Genomic DNA, 7,656 nt, shown 5'->3' on the forward strand with positions numbered 1-7,656 from the left:
GAACCCTAGCCGGGCCCCGGTCGAGCGTCAACGAATTTCACCGGAACGGGCGGATCCCGGCAGCGGGAGCCGCCCGCACCCAGGTCAGGCCGAGCGTTCCGCCGGCGCCCGCCCCGCGATCGGATCCGGCCGGTCGCGATATTCCTCCGAAATCTCCTCGGAATGCTCACTCAGGCCGAACCGGTCGTGCAGCCGGCGCAGCGGCCCGGGCGCCCACCAGTTCGCCCGGCCGGCCAGCCGCATGAAGGCGGGCACGAGCAGGCCGCGGACCAGGGTCGCGTCGACGACGACCGCCAGCGCCAGGCCGACCCCGAGCAGTTTGAGCAGGGTGAGCCCGGAGGAGGCGAACGTGGCGAACACGGTGCCGATCAGCAGCGCGCCCGCGCTCATCACCCGGCCGGTCTTCTCCAGGCCGAGCGCGACGGAGTGCGTGTTGTCCCCGCTCCGCAGGTATTCCTCGCGAATCCGGGAGAGCAGGAAGACCTCATAGTCCATCGACAGCCCGAAAGCGATGCAGAACATGAGTACGGGCATTGTCGCATCGATCATGCCGGTGTTCGTGAATTCACCGACAAGCCATTTCAGGTGACCGTCCTGGAAGACGTAGACCATCGATCCAAAAGTAGCCGTCAGGCTCAGCAGGTTCAAGAGGACGGCCTTCACCGGAATGAGGACGCTGCCGGTGAACAGGAAGAGCAGGACGAAGGTCGTCACCGCGATGATGAGCAGCGCCGTCGGCAGGGTGTCGCCGGTGGCACGGGTGGTGTCCACCAGCTGTGCGGCCTGCCCGCCCACGCGGGCCGGGACGGGTGCCCCGTCCGCTTCGCGCACGGCCGCCACGAGCGCGCGGCCCGGCTTGGAGTACGGCTCGACCGGTGACACGACCGACAGCCAGCTCCCTTCCGGACCGGTGAAGCGGCCGGACGCCTCCGTCGGCGGCGCGACCTGCCGCCCGTCGGCGTAGGAGCCGGTCAGGGTGTCCACCCGCCGCACGCCCGGCAGGGTGGACAGCCGCTCGGCGTACGGCGGGAGCGCCCGCGGAGCGTCGGCGTCGGACAGCCCGGACAGCACGACGGGGATCGGGTTGGTCTCGCCCACGTCGAAGTTGTCGCGCAGGTACTGGGCCGCCTGGCGGGCCGGCGAGGACGCGGGCAGCACCCGGTCGTCGGCGAGGCTGAACGAGGCGGACAGGAACGGGCTGCCCAGCACGACCAGCAGGGCGACGATCACGGTCATGACCGGGACCGGACGGCGCATCACGCCCAGCGCCAGCCGGCGCCAGAAGCCGCTCGGGGTGCGCCGCCGGAACCGCCCGAACACGTCGAGGCTGTTCACCCGGTGGCCGAGCAGGGCGAGCAGGGCGGGCAGCGCGACCACCGAGGTGAGCGCCGCCACCAGGACCACCGCGATGCCGCCGTAGGCGATCGAGCGGAAGAAGTACATCGGGAAGACCAGCAGCGCCGAGAGCGAGAGGGCCACGGTGAGGCCGGAGAACAGGACGGTCAGGCCGGCCGTCCGCACGGTGGTCCGCACCGCCCGGCCGACGTCGGCCCCGGCGGCCAGTTCGTCGCGGAACCTGCTGATGACGAACAGGCTGTAGTCGATGGCGAGTCCGAGCCCGAGCGCGGTGGTCACGTTGAGCGCGAAGACCGACACCGGGGTGAGCTCCGTGAGCAGTTGGAGCACCCCGGTGGTGAAGACCACGGCGACCCCCGCCACGAGCAGCGGGAGGAGGGCGGCGGCGAGGCTGCCGAAGATGGCGATCAGCAGGACGAGCGTGATCGGGGCGACGATCAGTTCGGCGCGCAGCAGGTCGTCGGCCGAGACCTTCTCCACGTCGACGTAGGTCTGGGCGATCCCGGTGAACCGCAGGTCCAGCCGGTCGTCGCCCAGCCGGGGGACGATCCGTTTCGCGGTGGCCTGGTAGGTGCCCTCGTTCCCGCTGAGCCGGACCAGGACGAGACCGCTCTCGCCGTCCTTCGAGCGCAGCGCCGCCGACCGGCCGGACGTCCAGTAGGAGTCGGCCGAGACGACGCCGTCGAAGGAGCGGATCCGCTGGACCAGGCCGGACGCGGCGTCCACCACGGCGGGGTCCTCCGGGCCGCGGCCGTCGCGCCCGGTGACGATGACGACGAGGTTGGGCGCCCCGGTGCCGAAGTCCCCGGCCAGGGTGGAGTCCACCCGCATCGACTCCGACGACGGGTCCTGGAAGCCCCCGTTGGCGAGGTGCTGCTGGACGCCCGCCCCGTAGAACCCCGCCAGGGCGGCGACGAACACGGTGAGCGCGAGGATCAATCCCCTTCTGGCCACGGCCAGTCTGGCGATGACGTTCACGAAGCTCCTTCACAAGGACGCGGCCCCGCGGCGGGGGCGGCTCGCTCGGACCCGGGCTGGGATGTGCCCAGGCGACGGAGAGTCCTCAAGGGCCCTGCGGAACGACCGACCTGTCGTCACGTCAGCTCGACGGCGCCTCTGGCGCACCATCAAGTCGAACACAATGTCCAACTTAACTACTATGACGCATAGGGTCAAGGGTCGACCGCGGGCGGAATCACCAGGCGGAAGCAGGGGCCGGCCGATGCGGCACCCCGGACGCCCGGGGGGCGGACTCTCCGGGGGGAGACATTAACTCATACAGGGTTGTTCAACTTGGCCGTCCTGCGGTATCCCTTAACTCATACACACCTGTCTGAGATAAGGGGTTCCCCTGATGACTCACGCTGCCCACGCACCGTCGGACGCCCATCCGCAGGCGGAGCCCGACCCGCGTCGCTGGCTGCTGCTCACGCTGCTCTGCCTCTCGCAGTTCATGCTGATCGTGGACGTGACCGTGATCAACGTCGCGCTGCCCAGCATCGGCGAGGACCTCCGGCTCAGCCGCGAGACCCTGACCTGGGCCGTCACCGCCTACACCCTCTGCTTCGGCGGCCTGATGCTCCTCGGCGGCCGGCTGTCCGACGCCTTCGGCGCCCGGCGCCTCCTGGTCACCGGCCTGCTCCTGTTCACCACCGCCTCGCTGGTGGTCGGGCTCGCCGGGAACGCGACCGTGCTGATCGGCGGACGGCTCGCGCAGGGCGTCGGCGCGGCACTGCTGTCACCGGCCGCGCTGGCCACCATCACCCGCACCTTCCACGGCGCCGAGCGGCACAAGGCCCTGGGCATCTGGGCCACCCTCGGCGGCATCGGCTTCGCGGTCGGCGCGATGCTCGGCGGCGTGCTCACCGCGGGCCCCGGCTGGAACTGGGCCTTCTTCATCAACGTCCCGGTCGGCCTCGGCATCCTCGTCGTCATCCCCCGGCTGGTGACCGCCTCCGACACCCACGGCGAGCGCCGGATCGACCTGCCGGGCGCGGTCCTCGCCACCGCGGCGACCGGGTCGCTCATCTACGGCCTGATCAAGGCCGGTGACGCGGGCTGGGGTTCGGCCGACACCCTGGTGCCGCTGGTCGGCGCCGCGCTGCTCTACGCCCTGTTCACCCTGGTCGAGCGAAAGACCGCCTCCCCGCTGATGGACCTGCGCATCCTCGCCAAGCGTCCGGTCGCCGCCGGCTCCTTCCTGATGCTGATCGCCACCGGCCTGCTGCTCGGGTACGTCTTCCTCGGCTCCCTCTACCTCCAGGAGGTGCGCGGGCTGTCCGCCCTGTCCACCGGCGCCCTGCTGCTGCCCGTCGCCGTGGCGACGGCGGTCGGCGCCCACCTCGCGGCGCACCTCATCGGCCACGCCGGCGCGCGCCTGGTCGCCGCGGGCGGGCTGCTCGTCTCGGCCTCCGGCGCCCTCGTGCTCTCCCTGACCGGCGGCACCGCGGGCGTGATCGTCGGCCTGGTCATCGGGGCCGTCGGGATCATCCCCGTCTTCGTCTCCGCGACCACCACGGCGCTCGGCTTCATCTCCCACCACGAGGCCGGAATCGCCTCCGGGGTGGTCAACACCTTCCACGAGGTCGGCGGAGCCATCGGCGCCGCGACCGTCTCCACCGTCGCGGCGGCCGGCATCGCGGCCCACACCGACACCGGGTTCTCCGCCGCCTACAGCACGCTGGCCGCGATCGGAGCGGTCGCCGCGGTCATCGGGCTGCTGGTCATCCCCAAGGGCAAGGCCGACATGCCCGCAGGCGTCCACGTCCACTGACACGTCCACCGAGAGGACCCGCCCACGGTCTTTAGACTCCGTTTCATGGAATCCGAACACCACAGCGGCGCCGCGAAGGCCCGGCGGGGCGGCGCCGCCCCCCGCCGGGCCGACGCCGAGCGCAACATCGCCGCGATCCTCGCCGCCGCTGCCAGCTGCCTCGGCAAGAACCCCAACGCGAGCATGACCGAGATCGCCGCGGCCGCCGGAGTCGGCAGGGTCACCCTGTACGGGCACTTCTCCTCGCGCGAGGAACTCCTCAGCCGGCTGATGGAGCGCGCCCTGACCGAGGTCGCCACCATGGTCGACGCCACCGACCTCGCCCACGGCCCGGCCGACGAGGCCCTCCTGGCCTTCATCCGGTCGTCCTGGCAACTGCTCGACCGCAATCTGCGCATGCTGCACGCCGCCCGCCACGCACTGCCGGCCGAAGCCGTCCACGGCCACCACACCGGCATCCTCTCGGCGATGGAACACCTCATCACCCGGGGGCGGCAGGAAGGAACGTTTCGGGATGACCTCCCCGCGCATTGGCTCGTCACCTCCGTCTACACCCTGGTCCAGGCCGCCGGCGACCAGGTCGAGTCCGGCCGCTTCACCTCCGAGGAGGCCCTCGACGCGCTCGAGGCGACCCTCGTCTCCGTGCTGCGCCGCCCGGCCGGCTGAGCCCCGGCGGGCCGCGTGGGAACGGTGAGCCCGCGCGGGAGCGGTGAGCCCGCGTACCGCTTCCTCGCGACTCCCCGCTGGCTGGCCGGAGTCCTCGTCGCCCTGGCGGCCGTCGCGGTCTGCCTCTGGCTCGGCACCTGGCAACTCGGCCGGTTCCAGGACCGGTTGACGACCCATCACGCCGCCGACCGCCCGGCCGGCGAGGCCGTCCCGATCGAACGGCTGCTGACCCGGGACCAGCCGATGGTCACCACGCTCACGGTCGGGCGCACGGTCCTCGCGACGGGCAGCTACGACGCCGCCCACCAGGTGCTCGTGCCGTCCCGGGTCCTCGGGGGCGAGGAGGGCTCCTACGTGCTCACCCCGCTGCGCACCGCCGAGGGCCCCGCCGTCGCCGTGGTCCGGGGCTGGGCCCCGGGCCCGCCGGCCGCCGACCGGGTACCCCCCGCACCGGCCGGCCCGGTCACCGTCACCGGGCGCCTCCAGGGACCGGAGGACGCCGGCAAGCGCGGCGCGATCGCCGGCGGCCTGCCGGCCGGGCAGCTGGGCACCATCAGCCCGGCCGCCCTGGTCAACCTCCTCCCCTACCCGGTGTACGACGGCTGGGTGGCGGCCGACGCCGCGCCGGACGGCCTCACCTCGGTGGCGGGCCTGCGGCCGGAGGACGGCAGCGGGCTGACCCTGCGCGCCTTCCAGAACCTCGGCTACACCCTGGAGTGGTTCGTCTTCGCGGGCTTCGTCGTCTTCATGGGGTTCCGCCTGGCGCAGCGCGAGGCCGAGGTCGCCCGGGACCGGGCGCTCGGCCTCGACGAGCCCTCCCCGGCCACCTGACCCCCGGTGGCGGGGAGCCGCCGGCGACGAGGAGAGCGTCGCCGGCGGACGCAAGGGCCCGCCCTCCCGGTGGGACGGGAGGGCGGGCCCGGGCACTCAGTGGCGGACCACCGGTGAGGGGTGCCGCCCCCGGTCGGGCACGTCGAAGAGCACCGGACCGGTGCTGGAGGGGACGGTGCCGCCCCGGACGGCGAGGCCGCCCTCGACGGCGTACATCGCCTCGTCGTAGGCCCGGCCGCCGGTCGGAGCCCTGCCGACCGCGAAGACCGCCACCGCCTTGCCGTCCAGCACGGAGGTGGAGAGGTAGTCGCCGACCATCGCGCCGCCCGCCGTGGCGACGATCCGGGACAGCGGCATCGGGCCGGCGACGGTCCGCGGCGCGCTCCAGGCGGCGCCGCCGTCGGCGGAGGAGACGAAGCCGACCTCCAACTCGCAGGTGGCGTCCGTGCAGTCGGCGTCCGGATAGAAGTAGTAGTACAGCCCGAGCTTCGCGGAGCGGCCGGACGTCGCGTGGTCGACGCCGAGGCCGGGGAGGAAGTGGTCGACGCCGCTGGTGGCGGGGTCGATCGGCACCCGGGTCACGGCGGACCAGGTGGTGCCGTCGGCCGAGGTCGCGTAGACGATGTCGTTGGCCTGGCAGCCGGCACGGAAGCGGCAGTCCTGCCAGGCGACGTACACCCGGCCGGCGGCGTCGATCTCGGCCGAGGGCAGGCCCTCGCCGTCGCGCAGACCGCCCGCGACCTCGTGCGAGGAGACCTCGGCGACCAGGACCGTGGAGCCCCAGGAGCGGCCCCCGTCGGTGGAGGTGAAGGAGCGGATCGACGTGGTGTCGGTCGAGAAGGGCACCACGACCGTGCCGTCGGGCCGCACCAGCGGCTGGCCGCCGAGGCCGAGGTTGACACCGGACGGGCCGGCCGGCGCGGACCAGGTGCTGCCGCCGTCCCGGGAGACGGACATGACCATCAGGTTGTCGGAGGACGGGACGTCCACCTCGATGTAGCAGGTGCCGAAGTACGGGCTGACCGGCGAGTTGTCGCAGACGATCCACTCCTTGTCGTAGAACCGGCCGTCGAAGCCGACCGCCCGCACCGCGTCCCGCCAGCCCAGACCGTCCGCGGAGCGACTGACCGTCACCCCCACGGGGTTGCGCCCCGCGTCGATGACCAGACCGGCGACCATCCAGGTGCCGTGCCTGGCGTCATAGGCGACCGAGGGATCGGAGGCGCGGGCCCAACTGCCGCCCTGGTAGGCGGTGATGCCGGGCAGCATGCCGGACCGCCAGCTGGCGCCGCCGTCCTTCGAGGTGCTCCAGCCGAGGCCGGCCGCGCCCCCGTCGGCGAACCGCCCGACCTGGGCGGAGGAGACGATCGTGCCGCCGTGGGCGAAGGTGTCGGGCTCCACCTCGGTGGCGTGCTGGGCGGAGGTGTCGGTGAGCGGATCGGCACTCACCCGGACCAGGCGCGGTCCGCCGCCGGTCGGGGTGAGGGCGGTGGCGCGGGCCGCGGCGTCGGGGGCGGCGGAGACGGCGGCCGGGGTGGCGGCCTGGGTGGCGCCGGCCGGACCGGCGGCGGCCGGACCGGCGCTCCAGGCCGGGCCGACCAGCGCGAGGGCGGCGGCCACCAGGACGGCGAACGACCGCCGCCGGGGCGTGGGGGTGCACGGGTGCCTCATCCGGAGCTCCTTCGAGTGGGGTGGGAGTACGGACGACGAGGGGTGGGCGCGCGGGGGCGCACGACGGTACGGGCCGGCGCTCTCCGGACCCTGCCGGAGGAGGCCGCGCGGAAGCCGGGGACCGCCTCCGGCAGACGAGGAACGAGAAGTGATCACGCACGGTGTTCACACGGTCGCAAATCGGAAGTGTGAACCGGGCCATGACATCGCACAAGACGTACGACCGAATCCGGCGGAACGACGGCCCCGCCCCCGGCGGCCGGGGTGCGGCCGCGGGCCTGGCACCAACACCCTTGAAAGCACGCCGACTTGGGCCGAAACGCCGAACGGCGGTGCCACCGATCGAAATCGGTGGCACC

The 7,656-nt window shown here is 73.0% G+C and carries 5 protein-coding genes; 3 read left to right on the forward strand and 2 right to left on the reverse strand.

What is annotated here, in order from left to right:
* Positions 1 to 84 precede the first annotated feature (84 nt).
* A complete protein-coding gene (locus AB0E96_RS02525) occupies positions 85 to 2,334 on the reverse strand; it encodes an MMPL family transporter (protein ID WP_359817567.1) in 2,250 nt (749 codons plus the stop codon).
* 376 nt (positions 2,335 to 2,710) lie between these two features.
* Between AB0E96_RS02525 and AB0E96_RS02530 the strand changes: the two genes are divergently transcribed.
* Genes AB0E96_RS02530 through AB0E96_RS02540 form a run of 3 tightly spaced genes read left to right on the forward strand, consistent with a single transcriptional unit; the run spans position 2,711 to position 5,626 of the window.
* Positions 2,711 to 4,129, forward strand: a complete 1,419-nt coding sequence (locus AB0E96_RS02530) for an MFS transporter (RefSeq protein WP_359817569.1) — start codon at positions 2,711 to 2,713, stop codon at positions 4,127 to 4,129.
* Between the two features lie 45 nt (positions 4,130 to 4,174).
* Positions 4,175 to 4,795, forward strand: a complete 621-nt coding sequence (locus AB0E96_RS02535) for a TetR/AcrR family transcriptional regulator (protein WP_359817571.1) — start codon at positions 4,175 to 4,177, stop codon at positions 4,793 to 4,795.
* 24 nt (positions 4,796 to 4,819) lie between these two features.
* Positions 4,820 to 5,626, forward strand: a complete 807-nt coding sequence (locus AB0E96_RS02540; protein WP_359817573.1) for an SURF1 family protein — start codon at positions 4,820 to 4,822, stop codon at positions 5,624 to 5,626.
* A gap of 96 nt (positions 5,627 to 5,722) precedes the next feature.
* Here the strand turns inward: AB0E96_RS02540 and AB0E96_RS02545 are convergent, their stop codons facing one another.
* Positions 5,723 to 7,297 (reverse strand): exo-alpha-sialidase, encoded by a 1,575-nt coding sequence (locus AB0E96_RS02545; RefSeq protein ID WP_359817575.1) that lies wholly within the window; start codon positions 7,295 to 7,297, stop codon positions 5,723 to 5,725.
* Positions 7,298 to 7,656 lie beyond the last annotated feature (359 nt).

The sequence above is a fragment of the Kitasatospora sp. NPDC036755 genome (genome assembly GCF_040636595.1).
Taxonomy (GTDB): domain Bacteria; phylum Actinomycetota; class Actinomycetes; order Streptomycetales; family Streptomycetaceae; genus Kitasatospora.